This is a genomic window from Parvibaculum sp. (assembly GCF_039973015.1).
GTDB lineage: Bacteria > Pseudomonadota > Alphaproteobacteria > Parvibaculales > Parvibaculaceae > Parvibaculum.
Genome location: NZ_JBDWLT010000010.1, coordinates 125,193 through 142,494 on the forward strand (window position 1 = coordinate 125,193; position 17,302 = coordinate 142,494).

12 protein-coding genes are annotated in these 17,302 nt (G+C 61.7%); 10 read left to right on the forward strand and 2 right to left on the reverse strand.

Annotation, left to right across the window (positions count from 1 at the left end; genetic code table 11):
- Positions 1 to 30 precede the first annotated feature (30 nt).
- Entirely contained in the window at positions 31 to 2,271 is a 2,241-nt protein-coding gene (locus ABJO61_RS11865) for a PQQ-dependent dehydrogenase, methanol/ethanol family (protein WP_348330549.1), read from the reverse strand.
- A gap of 729 nt (positions 2,272 to 3,000) precedes the next feature.
- Here ABJO61_RS11865 and ABJO61_RS11870 point away from each other — a divergent pair.
- The 8 genes from ABJO61_RS11870 (at position 3,001) to ABJO61_RS11905 (ending at position 13,757) form a co-directional block, all read left to right on the forward strand.
- A complete protein-coding gene (locus tag ABJO61_RS11870) occupies positions 3,001 to 3,339 on the forward strand; it encodes a P-II family nitrogen regulator (protein ID WP_293216145.1) in 339 nt (112 codons plus the stop codon).
- Positions 3,340 to 3,401: 62 nt separating this feature from the next.
- Positions 3,402 to 4,733, forward strand: coding sequence for an ammonium transporter (locus ABJO61_RS11875; RefSeq protein WP_348325311.1), 1,332 nt, complete (start codon positions 3,402 to 3,404; stop codon positions 4,731 to 4,733).
- A 459-nt stretch (positions 4,734 to 5,192) separates the two neighbouring features.
- Positions 5,193 to 6,449: an ammonium transporter gene (locus ABJO61_RS11880; RefSeq protein ID WP_348325309.1), complete on the forward strand. Its 1,257-nt coding sequence runs from the start codon at positions 5,193 to 5,195 to the stop codon at positions 6,447 to 6,449.
- A 223-nt stretch (positions 6,450 to 6,672) separates the two neighbouring features.
- Positions 6,673 to 7,923 (forward strand): aminotransferase class I/II-fold pyridoxal phosphate-dependent enzyme, encoded by a 1,251-nt coding sequence (locus ABJO61_RS11885; protein ID WP_348325307.1) that lies wholly within the window; start codon positions 6,673 to 6,675, stop codon positions 7,921 to 7,923.
- A gap of 131 nt (positions 7,924 to 8,054) precedes the next feature.
- Positions 8,055 to 10,616 carry a DNA translocase FtsK gene (locus ABJO61_RS11890; RefSeq protein WP_348325305.1) on the forward strand — a complete coding sequence of 854 codons (2,562 nt, stop codon included), beginning with the start codon at positions 8,055 to 8,057 and terminating at the stop codon, positions 10,614 to 10,616.
- A gap of 100 nt (positions 10,617 to 10,716) precedes the next feature.
- Positions 10,717 to 11,439, forward strand: coding sequence for an outer membrane lipoprotein carrier protein LolA (locus ABJO61_RS11895; protein WP_348325303.1), 723 nt, complete (start codon positions 10,717 to 10,719; stop codon positions 11,437 to 11,439).
- Between the two features lie 115 nt (positions 11,440 to 11,554).
- Positions 11,555 to 12,439 (forward strand): gamma-glutamyl-gamma-aminobutyrate hydrolase family protein, encoded by an 885-nt coding sequence (locus ABJO61_RS11900; RefSeq protein WP_348325301.1) that lies wholly within the window; start codon positions 11,555 to 11,557, stop codon positions 12,437 to 12,439.
- Entirely contained in the window at positions 12,375 to 13,757 is a 1,383-nt protein-coding gene (locus tag ABJO61_RS11905) for a glutamine synthetase family protein (protein WP_348325299.1), read from the forward strand. The genes ABJO61_RS11900 and ABJO61_RS11905 overlap by 65 nt, the downstream gene beginning before the upstream one ends.
- Before the next feature lie 7 nt (positions 13,758 to 13,764).
- On the opposite strand, the gene ABJO61_RS11910 is transcribed toward ABJO61_RS11905, so the two are convergent.
- Positions 13,765 to 14,679 (reverse strand): sterol desaturase family protein, encoded by a 915-nt coding sequence (locus ABJO61_RS11910; protein WP_348325297.1) that lies wholly within the window; start codon positions 14,677 to 14,679, stop codon positions 13,765 to 13,767.
- A 92-nt stretch (positions 14,680 to 14,771) separates the two neighbouring features.
- On the opposite strand from ABJO61_RS11910, the gene ABJO61_RS11915 reads away from it, so the two are divergent.
- Complete coding sequence (locus tag ABJO61_RS11915) at positions 14,772 to 15,350, forward strand: TetR/AcrR family transcriptional regulator (RefSeq protein ID WP_348325295.1); 579 nt, start codon at positions 14,772 to 14,774, stop codon at positions 15,348 to 15,350.
- A gap of 206 nt (positions 15,351 to 15,556) precedes the next feature.
- On the forward strand, positions 15,557 to 16,939 hold the full coding sequence (locus ABJO61_RS11920; protein ID WP_348325293.1) for an aspartate aminotransferase family protein: 1,383 nt from the start codon (positions 15,557 to 15,559) through the stop codon (positions 16,937 to 16,939).
- Positions 16,940 to 17,302: the final 363 nt, after the last annotated feature.

Consider the following 17,302-nt stretch of genomic DNA (forward strand, 5'->3'; position numbering starts at 1 on the left):
TCCGGGGCCTTGTCTTCTGGATGGCGCGGATCAGTTGACCGGCTGCTGCCGGGCCCGATCCTCAAGCGCGCGCTTCTGCACATAGGAGAGGATCGCGTCGACATCTTCTTCCGACAAATGGTCGGCGAAGCTCGCCATGCCGTTGTCGGAAAGAATGCCGCCGCGCACGATGTCCTGAATATGTTCACGCGTGCTTTCGCCCATGCGGCGAAGATCGGGCGTGACACCCGGCGACACGGCCAGTGCGCCGTGGCAGAGCATGCAATAGGTCGAATAGGCGATCTCGCCCTGACGCACGGTTTCTTCCGATGCCGTGAGCGGCGGCCATTCCGGGATCGACTGGTCAAGCATCGCAAGCTGGGGCAACTCACCCCCGCCTCCGATCTTGAAGGAGAGCAGACGTCCCTGATTGCCATATTTGGCCGCGGCGGAAGTGCGCGCATCGCCCGAGACGATGTTCACGCCGCCCCAGCCCGCAAGCACCGTGACATATTGCTCGCCATCGACCGTATAGGTGATGGGCGGCGCAACGATGCCTGTCTGGATATGCTGAGCCCAGACCTGTTCGCCGGTATCGGCCTTGTAGGCATAGAGATAGCCGTCGGCCGTGCCCTGGAAGACCAGATTGCCCGCCGTCGCCAGCACGCCGCCATTGAGCGGCGCGGGATATTCAGCCTGCCACTTCACCTCGCCTGTCTTCGGATCCCATGCCTTGAGATAGCCCTTCTCCATCGGCAGTTCCGGCAACGCGTTGATCGCGTCGATATAATCGGTCCAGTCGATGCCGGTGTTCCACCAGTTCTCTTTCGGCGTGAAGGCCTTTTCCGTCTTCCACTGTTCGCTGAGCGAATAAATGCCGGCGATATCCTGCGTCGGCAGATAGACGAGGCCTGTCTGCGGGCTATAGGCCATCGGATGCCAGTTATGCGCACCGTTGGCGGAAGGCAGCACAAAGGCAGTGCGGTCGCCATACTCGCCGTCGCCTGTTTCGACGGGACGGCCGGTTTCGAGATCGACATGACTTGCCCATGTCACGGTCGAGAACGGATCCGCCGAAAGCAGCTTCCCCGTTTCACGGTCGATCACATAGAAGAAGCCGTTCTTCGGCGCCTGCATGATGACCTTGCGCGGCTCGCCGTCGAATTCGAGTTCGGCAAGCATGAGCGGCTGCGTTGCGGTATAGTCCCAGTTGTCGCCGGGCGTCACCTGATAGTACCACTTCATACGGCCCGTATCGGCATCAAGCGCGAGGATCGACGAAAGATAGAGATTGTCGCCACCGCCGGGCGAGCGGATTTCGCGCGTCCAGGGCGAACCGTTGCCGGTGCCGACATAAAGCGTGTTGAGTTCGGGGTCATAGACCATCGCGTCCCACGCCGTACCGCCGCCACCGATCTTCCACCACTCACCGCCCTTCCAGGTCGGCATTGCAGCTTCGAGTTCGGGATTTTCGACCGGCTTTTCGGGATCGCCCGGTACCGTGTAGAAGCGCCAGACCTGTTCGCCCGTTTCCGTATCATAGGCGGTGATATATCCGCGCACACCATATTCCGCGCCGCCATTGCCGATGACAACCTTGTCGCCGAAGACGCGCGGTGCGCCGGTGATCGTATAGGGCGGCCCGGGGATCGTGTTCACCTCCCAGACGACCGACCCGTCATTTGAATCGAGCGCAAAGAGACGGCCATCGAAGCTCGCGACATAAACGCGGCCCTTCCAGACCGCAACGCCGCGATTGACGACGTCGCAGCAACCGTAGCGGCCCCATTCGCCCGGCACTTCAGGATCGAAGCGCCACAGCTCCTCGCCCGTCTTCGCATCGACCGCAATGGTGATGCCCCAGCTGAGCGACATATACATCGTGCCATCGACAACGATGGGCGTGGCCTCGAGACCGCGCGTCGTATCGGTGTCGAGCGACCATGCAAGCGAGAGCTGACCGATATTGCCGGGGGTGATCTGGTCGAGCGGCGAGTAGCGCTGCTCGCTATAGGTCCGCCCATGCGCAAGCCAGTTGCCCGGCTCCGCATCCGCATTGGCGATACGCTCGCTATCGACGCCTGCCGCGCCTTCCGCTTCGCCTGCGGGCGCGGGAACCGGCAATGCCGCCGTTTCCGCATCGGCCTGCTGGCTTTCTGCGGGTGGGGCTTCAGCGGAGGACGAAGCCTCCTCCATTCCGCCGCCGATGAACTGCCAGCCGATGAAACCGGCCAGCACCAGACCCGCCGCAGCATTGACCGCCACAGGCCACTTCCTTGCCATTTCCGCCATGGACCTCCCCGTCCCTCTGGAATGCGCCCGAGGCGCCCTTATTTTGCGGAGTCAAACTCCGCCTTTTTAACAAGAGTATCCGATGTGCCCGGACCGGGAAACCCACCCCATACCTCTCCCGGCCTGTCCCGCCGGAGAGCCCCCGTTCGGAAAACGCGATGCAGCGCCGCTCACCATAAACAAGGTGCTTAAATTGTAGGCACTCCGTTTATGGTGCCGGAGAAACAGGCTTTAGTGCGGTATTTGCCGCCCTCGGCCATTGGATAGAGGCTCCCTTGCCGGTTTCGGCTTCGCGGGCGGCAGTGCTGGGGTGTCGCGATGCGGACCCGCATGGCCATCACCTGACCCGCCTTCACAACAATCCCGGCCTCACAACAGGCCCGAACCGCACAACAGAAATGTGTGAGTGAGATGAGTTGCTCTGCAGCCATATCTCCGTGGACTGACTTTTCGAAAAGCGGTTGCACAGAATTTGTGCAGCGCGGGGCAGCCCTTCTGGGCACGCTCTCCGCACAGCGGCAGGCGTCACCACAACATCTACCGCAAAGCCGCCGGATTCCGCGAGATTCATTGCGGCAAAGACACCGCCTGCGCGCGGCACGGTTCTTGATTGTAAGCTGATGCCTGAGCTTGGACGCCCGCCTCTTTCCCGGGGGCGGCGTTGGGACCAGGCGGACAAACGTCGGCGGCACGAGGCCATTCCGGCGGCAGATTAAAGAGGAAACTCATATGAAGCTCGTTATGGCAATCATCAAGCCATTCAAGCTGGACGAAGTCCGAGAAGCCCTCACGGCGATCGGCGTCCAGGGCCTGACCGTGACCGAAGTTAAAGGCTACGGACGACAGAAGGGTCAGACCGAAATCTATCGCGGCGCGGAATACGCGGTGAACTTCCTGCCGAAGCTCAAGATTGAAGTGGTCGTATCGACAGACCAGGCCGACAGCGTCGTTTCCGCCATCAGCGGTGCGGCCAAGACCGGCCAGATCGGCGACGGCAAGATTTTTGTGATTTCCGTCGAGCAGGTGTTGCGTATCCGCACCGGCGAAACGGACGCGGAAGCGCTTTAATCCCTGTACGGATTAAAGACTTTCATATTTGGGGAAGGCAACCCTCTAACGAGAGAGGAACGATGAGCAAGACTGGACGATACACAAAGATGGCGGGGATGGCGGGGCTCGCCGTGCTGGCCATGTCGGCACCTGCCTTTGCGCAGGAAGCCGAAGAAGCGTTTACGCTGAGTGCGCCGGAGACGGCTTACATTTTCAATACGCTGCTGTTCCTCATTGGCGGGTTCCTCGTCATGTGGATGGCAGCCGGCTTTGCCATGCTTGAAGCGGGCCTTGTCCGCTCCAAGAACGTCGCGATGCAGTGCACGAAGAACATCTCGCTCTTCGCCATTGCCACCATCATGTACTACCTGATCGGCTACAACCTGATGTATGCCGGTGTGGACGGCGGCTATTTCGGCAGCATTTCGCTGTGGGGTGTCGATGACTCGGGCGGCGTCGCGGCTGACGGCACGGGCTACGCCTCTGCCTCGGACTGGTTCTTCCAGGTGGTCTTCGTGGCGACAGCCGCGTCGATCGTTTCGGGTACCCTTGCCGAGCGTATCAAGCTCTGGCCGTTCCTCCTCTTCACGGTCATCCTGACGGGCTTTATCTACCCGATCCAGGGTGCCTGGCAGTGGGGCGGCGGCTGGCTCAGCGAGATGGGCTTCTCCGACTTCGCCGGTTCGACGATCGTGCACTCGACGGGTGGCTGGGCCGCTCTGATGGGCGCGCTCATCCTCGGCCCGCGTATCGGCAAGTATGTGAAGGGTGGCGGCGTCAGCCCGATGCCGGGTTCTTCCATGCCGCTCGCAACGCTCGGCACGTTCATCCTGTGGCTCGGCTGGTTCGGCTTCAACGGCGCCTCCCAGCTCGCTCTCGGCACGATTGCCGATGCGAACGCGGTCTCGACGATCTTCATCAACACGAACATGGCTGCCGCTGGCGGCGTAGTCGCGGCGATGCTGCTCACGCAGCTTCTCTACAAGAAGGTCGACATCACCATGGCGCTGAACGGCGCTCTGGCTGGCCTCGTGTCGATCACGGCTGAACCGCTCGCGCCGACCCTCGGCTGGGCACTCATCATCGGCGCCCTCGGCGGCGTGATCGTGGTGCTTACGGTTCCGCTCCTCGACAAGCTCCACATCGATGACGTGGTGGGTGCGATCCCGGTCCACCTCTTCTGCGGCATCTGGGGCACGATGGCGGTTCCGCTGACCAATGGCGACACTTCCTTCGCTGTTCAGGCGACAGGCGTGATCTCCATCGGCATCTTCGTCGCCGTGACGAGCCTCGTGCTCTGGCTGGCCCTCCGCTTCACGATCGGCATCCGCTGCTCGGAAGAAGAGGAGATGATGGGTCTCGACAAGGCCGAAATCGGCGTCGAAGCCTATCCGGAGTTTACCGCCAGCTAATACGCATCTCTCGGAACGGGGCCCCTCGGGTCCCGTTCCTCTCCCACGGCCGTAATGCCCTTGCCACCATTTCCGGGTATTTACGGCGACTCTGGAGCCCGCGGACCCCCTCCGCGGGCTCTTTTTTATGTGGCGTTTTCCGGCGCATCGACTGCACCCGCCACCCGCTCCGCTCTGCATAATAATTAACCCGTTTGCCTCGAAACAGGGGTCAAACGATAGGCAGATTTCCGGGGTGCTTCTTTTCTCCGCTTCACAAGATCGAGCTAATTCGTTGATCCCTCGCGCCCTGGCGAGTGCACACCGAATGGCATGCATATTGATTGTGCAAATCGCTGAATAATCAGGCCGCACACTCGGAACCGGAAACCGGCAGGGCGAAAAAGCGGCAGGCGTACCCGGAACAGGCCGACGAATGGCTGGCCGGATACATGGTGGCAACGAAAGGGAGACCTCTTCATGGACGCGATTGAATCCGCTGGCGCCGTGCCGGGCGCGGGCGCCGATGTGTTTTTTCTTCTCATGGGCGCAATCCTCGTCTTCGCGATGCATTCGGGCTTCGCCTTCCTCGAAGTGGGTACGGTGCGCCACAAGAACCAGGTGAATGCGCTGGTGAAGATCCTCGCGGATTTCGCCGTCTCGACCGTCGCCTATTTCTTCGTCGGCTATGCAGTCGCCTATGGCGTCGGCTTCTTCTTTTCCGCGGCGGTGCTGAGCGGCGATGCGGCAGCAGCAGGCGCAAGCTTTGCGCCGCAGGGTGCATCGCTCGTGAAGTTCTTCTTCCTCCTCACTTTCGCGGCCGCGATCCCCGCAATCGTTTCCGGCGGCATTGCCGAACGGGCCCGCTTCTGGCCACAGGCCATGGCGACGGCGATCATCGTCGGTCTTGTCTACCCCTTCTTCGAGGGCCTCGTGTGGAATGGAAACTTCGGCCTTCAGGACAGCCTGGAGAACGCCTTCGGCGCGCCCTTCCACGATTTCGCCGGCTCGATCGTCGTCCATGCCGTCGGCGGCTGGCTCGCCCTCGGCGCGGTCGTGATGCTCGGCCAGCGCCGCGGCCGCTATACCAGGGATGGCAAGCTCGTCGGTTTCCCGCCCTCGTCGATCCCCTGGCTTGCGCTCGGTTCCTGGCTTCTCTGCGTCGGCTGGTTCGGCTTCAACGTGATGTCGGCCCAATCGCTTGAAAGCGTCTCGGGTCTCGTGGCCCTCAATTCGCTCCTCGCGATGGTGGGCGGCATCCTGATGTCGCTCGTCGCCGGCCGAAACGATCCGGGTTTCATCCATAACGGCGCGCTGGCCGGCCTTGTCGCCGTCTGCGCCGGCTCGGACGTCATGCACCCGCTCGGATCGCTTGTCGTCGGCGGCATCGCCGGGGCGCTCTTCGTCGTCATGTTCGAGGCCTGTCAGCGGCGCTTCAAGATCGACGATGTTCTCGGCGTCTGGCCCCTCCACGGGCTTTGCGGCCTCTGGGGCGGCATCGCGGCGGGAATTTTCGGCCTCACCGAACTGGGCGGGCTGGGAGGTGTGAGCTTCCTCAGCCAGCTTGTCGGGTCGCTGGGAGGCGCGCTCTATGCGGGCCTTGCAGGCTTCGCCCTCTACGCCATCCTCAAGGCCACGATCGGCATTCGCCTCAGCCAGGAGGAAGAGCATCGCGGCGCCGACCTTTCCATCCACAGGATCGGCGCAAACCCGGAAGCCGACATTCCTCCGCGCTGAAAAGAAACCGGTGCCCCCGCAGCCACTTTTAAGCTTCCGTTAAACGGCTGCTTGCGAGTCTGTGGATAAGGTGCGGGAATTCCACAGCTTTTTCCACGGGGTGGGGCGGTTCACGTGACTGGACCGGCCCGCCCCCGGAAGCTAAGATCGCGCCGTTCCGCTCACCCCGGCCCCGCATCTTGTATGGCGGGTCCGATGCGCCACAGGACATTGCGCGATTCCCATGACGGCAAGCCCTTCTTCCCGCTTCGACAGCCTGCCGGACAGCCCTTTTCCGCGCCTGAACGCGCTGATCGAGGGCATTGAGCCCGGCAAGCCGCCGTTCGTCATGTCGCTGGGCGAACCGCAGCACCCCTTTCCAGACTTCGTAATGGAAGAAATCTCCCGGAATTCCGCGCTTTTCGGAAAGTATCCGCCGATTATCGGCACACCCGGCTTTCGGAATGCCGCCGCAGGCTGGCTTGGCCGCCGCTATGGCATCGATGAATCCATCGGCAATGGGCGGGCGCTTGATCCCGAAACACAGATCCTGCCGGTGAACGGCACCCGCGAGGCTCTCTTCAACATCGCCCAGATCGCCACGCCCGCCGAAAAGGCCGGGAAACGGCCCGCGATCCTGATGCCGAACCCCTTCTATCAGTGCTATGCGGCCGCAGCCCTCGCGGCGGGCGCCGAGCCGGTCTACATCGCGGCCACGCGCGAAACGGGCTTCATGCCCGATTTCGAGGCCCTGCCGGATGAACTCCTCGCCCGCACGGCCATGATCTATTTCTGCAGCCCTGCAAACCCGCAAGGGGCGGTGGCGGGCATGGACTATCTCAAACGCCTGATTGCGCTGGCACGACGCCACGCCATCACGCTCGCGATCGACGAATGCTACGCGGATATCTATGACCGCGAAGCCCCTGCCGGTGCGCTTGAGGCCGCCCTCGCCCTCGAAGCCGAAGGAAAAGGCGAGCAGGGCGGCACGGGCGACCCTTTCGCAAACATCATTGTTTTTCATTCGCTCTCCAAACGCTCCAGCCTGCCGGGCCTGCGCTCGGGCTTTTGCGCGGGCGAGCGCGCCCTGATGCAGCGCTTTCGCGGGTTTCGCAACATCGCAGCACCCCAGGTGCCGCTGCCGCTGATGGCCGCAGCCGCCGCATGCTGGAACGATGACGCACACGCAAGCGCAAATCGCGACCTCTACCGCGCGAAGATCGACGCGGCCGAGCGCGTATTCGGCAACCGTTTCGGCTTCTACAGACCGCCGGGGGGCTTTTTTCTCTGGCTCGATGTCGGTGATGGCGAAACGGCCGCGCGTGAGCTTTGGGCAAAAGCCGGCGTGAAAGTGTTGCCGGGAGCCTATCTCTCGCGCGAAGATTCACCTTACGGACCGGGAGGCAATCCCGGCAAAGCTTATATTCGCGTTGCGCTTGTCGATGGCGAAAGCGAAACCGAAGAAGCCCTTGCGCGCATGGCGGAGGTTCTGTGATCGGTTCCTCCACGAAGGAAGGCCGGTCGAAGTCCGCCAAGACCGCGCGCAAGAAGAAAACGGCAACGACGAAGTCCGGAGCTGCTTCGCGGAAGCGGCCGACCCCACGGGGTAATCGGAGGGATCAGCGCGTGAGACGGTGGCTCGTCAACCCACTGAGCTATCTGCCGCCGGCAGTGAACGATTTCCTTTTGCGCCGCATCGTGGAAGGGGCGGGGGTCGTGCTGATGCTGCTCTCGGGCTTTGGGCTGCTCGCAGTGGTGAGCTGGTCGATCGACGACCCGAGCCTCAACAATGCAACCACGCGCGCACCGGAAAACTGGATGGGTCTTCCCGGCGCCTATGTTGCCGACGTTCTCCTGCAAACACTCGGCCTCGCCTCGATCCTGCTGCTCGTGCCGCCCCTCGTCTGGGGTGTGCGCGCCTTCTCGCACAAGCTGTCTTCCCACATCGTCTTCCGCGTCGCCGCCTGGCTCGCGGCAACGCTTACCGCCGCCGCCTTCCTCGGTGCGCTGCCGCGCTTCACCTTCTGGCCCCTCGCGCTTGGTCTCGGGGGCGTACTGGGCGAAGCGCTTGCCGCGCTTGGCTTGAGCGTTTTCGCGCCGTTCACGGGAGAAGCCGCCGCCTACACGCTGACGGCGCTCATTGTTCTTCCGCTCGCTTTTTTCCTGACCCTCTTTGCGACCGATACCTCGATTGCGGACCTGCGCGCCGCCGCAGAACGCGTCCGCAATCTGCGCGGCGCCGAAGAGGAAGAGGTCGAGGAACGCCGCTATACGGGCGGGGCGAAGTCTCGCCGCCGCGGCGGCGCCAGCGAGGAAGAAGCGCCGCGCCCGCGCAGGCCCGACGTTGAGCCAAGCCGTCTGCGGATGGCCATATGGACGGTCGGCGACCGTTTCAGCGAAATGACGGACCGCCTTCTGCGCCGCGGCGATCATGCACCGCTCTCGGCCGAAGAGATTGAAGCCGCGCGTCAGGGCCGCAGCGGCAAATTCGGGCGCCGCACTGAAGAGGAAAGCACAACCGAACGCCGCGCCCGCCGCCGCGAGACCCGCACCGAAAAAGAGGAACGGGTCGAACCTGCATGGGCCGACAAACCCGCGCCGCGCGTGAACCGCAGCATCGGAAAGCCGACAAAGCCCTCCACCCGTGCCGCGCGCGAGGCACAACCCAAACTTCCGCTCGAACCGGCGGGCGATTATCAATTGCCGCCCTTGAACCTTCTCACAAGGCCAAAGGCATCGAGCGTCGCCACACATCTGACCGACGAAGCGCTGCAGCAGAATGCACGGCTCCTCGAATCCGTTCTCGACGATTTCGGAATTCGTGGCGAGATCATATCCGTGCGGCCCGGCCCTGTCGTGACGCTCTACGAACTTGAACCCGCGCCAGGCATCAAATCCTCCCGCGTGATCTCGCTCGCTGACGATATCGCGCGCTCGATGAGCGCCGTCTCGGCCCGCGTCGCCGTGGTGCCCGGCCGTAACGCAATCGGCATCGAACTGCCGAATGCGCGACGCGAAATGGTCTATCTGCGCGAACTGCTCGAAACGCAGGAATATGAAAACTCGAGCTCAAAGCTCTCGCTTGCGCTCGGCAAGAATATCGGCGGCGAACCGGTACTCTCCGATCTCGCGCGCATGCCGCATCTTCTGATCGCCGGCACGACCGGCTCGGGCAAGTCTGTTGGCATCAACACGATGATCCTGTCGATCCTCTACCGGCTCTCGCCCGAGCAGTGCAAACTCATCATGATCGACCCGAAGATGCTGGAACTCAGCGTCTATGACGGCATCCCCCACCTTCTTTCTCCCGTCGTGACGGAACCGAAAAAGGCCGTGGTAGCGCTCAAATGGGTCGTGAAGGAGATGGAAGACCGCTACCGCAAGATGTCGAAAGTCGGTGTGCGGAACATTGACGGATATAATACACGCGTCACCGAGGCGAACGAGCGCGGCGAAGTGCTGGTCCGCACGGTCCAGACCGGGTTCGACAAGGAAACGGGCCAGGCCATCTACGAAGAAGAGGAGATGGACCTCTCGCCCATGCCCTTCATCGTGGTCATCGTCGACGAAATGGCAGACCTCATGATGGTGGCAGGCAAGGAAATCGAAGCTGCCGTGCAGCGCCTCGCGCAGATGGCGCGCGCCGCAGGCATCCATATCATCACCGCAACGCAGCGCCCGAGCGTCGACGTCATCACCGGCACGATCAAGGCAAACTTCCCGACCCGGATCTCCTTTCAGGTGACCTCTAAGATCGACAGCCGCACCATTCTCGGCGAGCAGGGCGCCGAACAGCTCCTCGGTCAGGGCGACATGCTCTACATGGCAGGCGGCGGACGCATCCGCCGTGTGCATGGTCCCTTCGTTTCGGACGAAGAGGTCGAGAAGGTCGTCACCTTCCTGAAGAAGCAAGGTGTGCCCGAATATCTCGAGGCAATCACCGCCGAGGAAGAACAGGGCGACGATCCTTTTGCGCTCGACGGCGGTGCAGGATCGGGCGACGACCTCTATGACAAGGCGGTCGCCATCGTCGCGCGCGACAAGCGCGCTTCGACGAGCTATATCCAGCGCCGCCTTCAGATCGGCTACAATCGTGCCGCTAGATTGATTGAACTGATGGAGGAGCAGGGCGTCGTAAGTCCCCCGAACCATCAAGGAAAACGCGAAGTTCTTGTGGGTGACCACTGAAGCCGCGGGTTTCCGGCATTAACCTGGCGCTAACCGCCTGCCGCCAAAACGCCCTTCAGGGCTCCATATTTCGCCACAAAGGGCAGCCATGATTTCTCTCATGAGAGACTTGGAACAAAACCACCGCTACCGGCAGCGTATGCTGTTTGCCGCGGCGCTTGTCGGGCTGGCCCTGCTTTTTGTTGCCTTCCTGACCGCAGGCGGCGGCACGGCGCGGGCCGAGACGGCAGACGGCATGGCAGCCTCGGCTGCCACGTCATCGGAGGCGTCGCTCAGCGAGAAAGACGGACGGGCTCTCGATGAAGCGAGCGCCTATCTCACCGCTCTGGAGAATCTGCAGGGCGACTTCCTGCAGGTGGGGCCGGATGGGTCTGTGGCGGAAGGCAGTTTCTACCTGCGCCGCCCCGGCAGGCTCCGCTTCGAATATTCGCCACCGGAAAACCTCCTCGTTGTGGCGGACGGCACCTGGGTCGCCGTCAAGGACAGTTCCGCTGCCGCCCAGCGCTATCCCATGGCATCGACCCCGCTGAGCCTCATTCTCGCGGAAAACGTGAACCTCCGGGATGAAGCCCGCATCCTCAACGTCGAGGAACAGCCCGGCTCGCTCCTCATCACGCTGGCAGACCGCTCGGGCGAAGCCCCGGGGCAGATCACCCTGATCTTCGACCGGCCCAAGATGCAGCTCCGTCAGTGGGTCGTCACGGACGTGCAGGGCCTGCAGACGACAGTAGCGCTGCGCAATGTCGAGACCGGCATTCGCGCCGACAATTCGCTTTTCGTCCTGCGCGACGATCAGCGCCCGGAAATTGGCGGTCCGCGCTAGTCGCTGCTTCGGCTGGCGTCTGAGCGCTGCGTCTATTATCCTCGACACAACATTCTCCTGGCGTCACGCCCCGCCTTGACCTGAGACGGGGGCGGCGTGGTATTTGTGAACCAGCATGACCAGAACATCAGGCCGGCGCCCCATTGTCGGCATCCCCTGCGACGTAAAAATGCTGGGACCGCATCCTTTCCATGCGGTTGGCGAGAAGTACATCGCAGCGGTCGATGGCTGTGCCGAGTGCCAGCCCATCCTTTTGCCGGTGCCGCGCGAACCCTTCGACGAGGCGCGAGACCATCTCACCGAACTCTTCGATCTTTGCGATGGCATTTTCCTGCCGGGCTCCCATTCGAACGTGCATCCCGACGAATATGACGGCACAGCGCCCCGCGAGGGCGTATTGATCGACCGCCAGCGCGATGCGCTGACACTCAAGCTCATTCGCGCCTGTGTAGACCGGGCGGTGCCGCTTTTCGCCGTCTGCCGCGGCTTTCAGGAATTGAACGTCGCTTACGGCGGTACGCTTCATCAGCATATCCACGAAGTCCCCTCCGACCCCGGTTACGAGCCGCGCTTCGACCATCGTGAGAACAAGGACGATCCGCTCGACGTGCAGTATGGGCCCGCCCATGCCGTGATGCTGGAAGAGGACGGCATCTTCGAAAATCTGCTTGGCACACGGACGATTGAGGTAAACTCGCTGCACGGGCAGGGCATTGCACGCCTCGCAGACGGACTCATCGCTCAAGGCCGCGCCGCCGACGGCACGATTGAAGCCGTAGAGGTGCGCGGCGCGAAGGGGTTCGCCCTCGGTGTGCAATGGCACCCTGAATGGAAATATTGGGAAAACCCGGTATCGCAAAAGCTGTTCCGGGCCTTTGGAGACGCGGTACGCGACGCAGCGGCCGCGAACGCGGACAAGGAAAGAGTGGTGTCCCATGGCAATGGGCAACGAGAAGGAAGACAAGGTCGAGAACGCGGACGACCTGATCAAGTGGCTTAAGGACCGCCGCATTACCGAAGTCGAGTGCATGGTGTCGGACATGGCCGGCATTGCGCGGGGCAAGATCATTCCGACCCGGAAATTCATTGCCGGTCTCAGCGACCGCTCTCTCAAATTGCCGGAATCGATCTTCGGTCAGACCGTGACCGGCGACTATGTCGACAGCGATTTTCTCGGCGACATCGAACCCGACATCATTCTCGATCCCGACCCCGCAACTGTCCGCGTTGTGCCCTGGTATGACGAACCGACGGCGCAGATCATTTGCGATGCCAACTACCGCGACGAGAAGCCCGTGCCGATCGCGCCACGCAACGTTCTGAAGCGCGTGATCGCCCTTTTTGAAGCCAAGGGCTGGCAGCCGGTCGTCGCACCCGAAATCGAATTCTACCTCGCGGCCAAGAATATCGATCCCGACTATCCGCTGGAACCGCCGGTCGGGGCGAACGGGCGTCAGGAAACCGCGCGCCAGTCCTACGGCATCGACGCGGTGAACGAGTTCGACCCGATCTTCGAGGACATGTACGATTTCTGCGAGGCGCAGAACCTCGACATCGACACGCTGATCCATGAATCCGGTGCAGCACAGGTCGAGATCAACTTCGACCATGGCGACCCGCTGGAAATCGCCGACCAGGCCTTTCTCTTCAAACGCACCATGCGGCAAGCCGCGCTTCGCCACGGCATCTACGCGACCTTCATGGCAAAGCCCTATGAAGGCGAGCCCGGCAGCGCGATGCATATTCACCAGTCGATCGTGAGCGCGAACAGCGGCGACAACATGTTTGCCACCAAACAGGGCAAGGATACGAAGCTCTTCCTGTCCTACATCGCGGGCCTGCAGAAATTCCTGCCGGATGCGATGGCGTTGATCGCACCAAACGTCAATTCCTACCGTCGCATTGTCCGCGATCACGCCGCTCCCATCAACACGCATTGGGGCCACGAGAACCGCACCGTAGGCCTTCGCGTCCCCGAAGCGAAACGGCAGGGCAGACGGATCGAAAACCGCGTCCCGGGCGCCGACGCGAACCCCTATCTCGCTATCGCGACGTCACTTGCCTGCGGCTATATCGGTATGGTCAACGATCTGAAACCGACCAAGGAGATGACGGGCAACGCCTATGACAGCAAGCGTTACGCTTTGCCGCGGCATCTGCTCGACGCACTCGACAATCTGCGCACCGCGTCCGAGCTGAAGGAAGTTCTGGGACAGGATTTTGTCACGCTCTACATGGACGTGAAGCTCACCGAACACGATGCCTATCAGCAGGTGATCTCGGCCTGGGAACGCGAGCACCTGTTGCTGAACGTCTGAGGCGCGCTCAGCTCGCCACCTTTGCCGCCATCCGCTCGCGCTTCATCTCCGCTTGAAGGGCGCGCGTTGTCTCGCCCTTGCCGTCCGGTGCCCAGCCCGGCGCGGCGAAGAGATAGCCCATTGCCTCGCGGAGACTTCGCGCCTTCTTCAGGTCTTTCGCAATACCAGCCCATTCGTGAAATGTCGCCTTCACGGGATTGCGCGTTTCGAGTTGGTAGCGGATGCCGTAGACGGGCTCTTCCTGCTCCTCCTCGAAGGTACCAAAGAGGCGATCCCAGACGATGAAGGTGCCGGCATAGTTCTTGTCGCAATATTGCAGGTTCGAGCCGTGGTGAACCCGGTGATGCGAAGGCGTGTTCATGATCCACTCAACGGGCCCGAGCTTGCCGATATGCCGCGTATGCAGCCAGTACTGATAGAGATGGTTGATCGACAGAAGCGCGATGGCCATCACCGGGTCGATGCCGATGAGTATGACCGGGATGAAAAGAAGCGGCTCAAGCCAGGCTTCCACGAAGGACGAACGCAGCGCCGTGCCGACATTGAAATACTGGCTCGAGTGATGATTCACATGCGCCGCCCAGCCAAAGCGGATTTCATGAATCGCGCGGTGATACCAGTAGAACAGGAAATCGATGATGACGAAGGCGGCGAGAATGAGCAGGGCGCTGTCCGCCCAGTCGATATCGAAAAACGCGTATTGGCGAAGCCAGTAAAGTGCAGCAAGCACCGTGCCCGCCGAGATCGCGATGGTTGCGGCATAGGCAAGGCCCATAGCCACCGAACAGGCGGAATCGGCGGCCTCGTAATATTTCTTCCGGAGAACCCAGGTCAGACCGACATCAACACCGATCAGCCCGAGCAGGATCCAGACCTGATCCACATCCCGGATATGCAGCAGCCCTTCAAGAAATTCGTGCATGGTCGAACCTCCCTTTAGAAAACGATTGTTGTGCAATAATTATTACATAACGATTGTTGTGTAAAGGGTCGATTTAGGCTAGCTTGCGTCTTATGCCGAAAGTCGTCGATCACGATGAGCGCCGCCGGGAACTCATGGAAGCGAGCTGGCAGGTAATCGCGGATGAAGGGCTTGAAAGCCTTACCATGCGTAAGATCGCCGCTGCCGCGGGCTGCACCACCGGACGCCTTACTCATTATTTCGCGAACCGCGAGGAGCTTGTTCTGGCGGCGCTCAAGGCCGCCTATGACGCGGCAGCCATCCGCATGACCGCCGCCCTGGAAGCGAATGGCACCCCTCGGGAGCGGCTCCTGACTATGCTGGAAGAGACACTTCCGCTCGACGAGGTTCGCTTGCGGGAGTGGAAAATCTGGATTGCCTTCTGGGGTGCCGCCGCCGCCGATGCTTCTCTCGCCGTCGAAAACGATATCCGCCACGATCGCTGGCGTGAGGCGCTCGTGCCGCTCATCCGTGAAATCGCGCCCGAAAGCGACGCCGACTACGAGGCAACGCGGCTCATCGGCATCGTGGACGGGCTGGGCCTTCAGGCGGCCATTCGACCGACAACACAAAACCGGAATCGCGCGCAAGCCGCCCTCGCAACCCACCTCCGCTCACTCGAAAAGAGTTGAAAAGCGCTTGCTTGGCCGGGCCAGCCGATTGGGTTAGCTTTCTTCCATGAGCCCGCAAATCCAGTTTTTCACATGGCAAAGCACGAAGCAGGAACTGCTGATCCTGTGTGCACGCATCGGCTATAATCCATAAGTCGCCGCTCCGGCGCGGCCGCAAGGGCCAAGCCATTTTCCGCCTTATCTTCATTCGGAACCGGAGCAGACAAATGTCGCCGACAGCAGCAATTTCAAATCAGACAAAGCGCTGGCAGGAGATGGACGCCGCCCACCATCTCCACCCTTTCACCACGCACAAGGATCTCGCGCAAAAGGGCGCGCGTGTCATCACCCACGCCGAGGGCGTTTATCTTTATGACTCGGAAGGCAACCGGCTGATCGACGGAATGGCCGGGCTGTGGTGCGTGCAGGTCGGCTATGGCCGCGAAGAACTCGCGCAGGCCGGATACAAGGCGCTGAAGGAACTCTCCTACTACAACAACTTCTTTCAGACGACGAACCCCTACGTCGCCGAGCTTTCACAGAAGCTCGCGGAGGTCTGCCCTGCCGGAATCGACCGTTTCTTCTTCGCGAACTCCGGTTCGGAAGGAAACGACAGCGCGGTGAAGATCATCCGCTATTTCTGGAACCTGCAGGGAAAGCCCGACAAGAAACTCTTCATCGCGCGCAAGAAGGCCTATCACGGCGTGACGATGATTGCGGCCTCGCTTTCCGGCCTTACCCATATGCATCCGCAGGCCGATCTGCCGCTACCGGGCTTCTTCCATGTCGAGTGTCCCGACTGGTTTGCAGAAGGCGGCGACATGACGCCGGAGGAATATGGCCTCAAGACCGCCCGGAGCCTCGAAGAGAAAATCCTGGAGCTCGGCGCGGAGAATGTCGCGGCCTTCGTCGCCGAACCGATCCAGGGTGCAGGCGGCCTTATCATTCCTCCCAAGGGCTACTGGGACGAGATCCAGCGTATCTGCCGCAAATATGACGTGCTGCTGCATCTCGACGAGGTGATCTGCGGGTTTGGCCGGACGGGCAGCTGGTTCGGTGCGCAAACGCTCGGCATCGAACCGGACATGATCAACATGGCGAAAGGTCTCTCTTCCGGCTATCAGCCGATTGCGGCTGTCGGCCTCGGCAAGCGCGTGGGCGATGCCATTTTCAACTCCGACAATGAGTGGTCGCACGGCTTCACCTATTCCGGCCATCCGGTCGCGGCCGCCGTTGCGCTCGCCAACCTGGAGCTGATGCAGAAGGAACAGCTCGTCGAAAAAGCAGGTGGCGCCACCGGCAACTACTTCCAGAAAAAGCTTGCCGAACTTGCCGCTCATCCGCTGGTCGGCGAGACACGCGGCGTTGGTCTGCTTGGCGCAATCGAACTGGTGAAGAACAAGACGACACGCGAAAAGTTCGACGGCTCCGTCGATGCCGGCACACGCTGCCGTAACCATTGCTTCTCCAATGGTCTCGTGATGCGCGCGATCGGCGACACCATGGTGCTGAGCCCGCCCCTGACCATCACGGAAAGCGAGATGGACGAACTCTTCGGCCTCGCCCGGCGCTGCATCGATCTGACGGCGAAAGATCTCGGCGTTTCCTGAGAACTGGCCGGGCGTCCCTTGCGGCGGTTTGACGCAGGGGGCGCCCTTCTCTTTCTACCAGCCGCTAAGCCGATGATTCCGCGACCATTTCAGACGTCAAAATCCCCGTTAATTTGCAATTTATGTTTGTAAACAGACCGTATTGAAGCGGCGGCATCTCACCCCTATCTACTTGGTCATGAGGGCCGAGCATAAGCCGCCCGGGTGACCTGCCCCCCGCTCACCCATAGCGGTGCTCCGAGCCCCCTCTAGGCGCCGGCCTTCCCCTCCCGGCGCCACGCGCAAGACGCGCGGTTGCGCCTCGCCCTCCCCCCGGCGGGGCGCAACTTTTTTTGCGCCCCTCTTTTTCACATGCCGGGCTTT